This is a genomic window from Serratia sp. HNCC26DJ206, from assembly GCF_057180605.1.
In genome coordinates, this window is the sequence record NZ_JBXUGP010000199.1 from 1 (window position 1) to 205 (window position 205).

The window sequence follows — 205 nt, forward strand, 5'->3', positions numbered from 1 at the left end:
TGCTCAAAACACCCTCTCCCCAGCAATATCAGTTTGAAACCATCACCCTGGATGAGTTGGTCCCTGAAGACCATCTGGTTCGCCAAATCGATGCCGCCATTGATTTTGAATTTATCCGCGACGCCGTTGCTCATCTCTACTGTCCTAATAACGGCAGACCCGCTATTGACCCCGTTCGCCTGATTAAAATGATGCTGCTGGGTTA

General features: G+C 49.3%; 1 protein-coding gene. It reads left to right on the plus strand.

The genetic code is table 11. The features are described 5' to 3' along the window. Positions 1 to 205, plus strand: a 205-nt coding sequence (locus tag AC2A1E_RS24570; RefSeq protein ID WP_484385935.1) for a transposase, incomplete at both ends; no start/stop codon positions are given.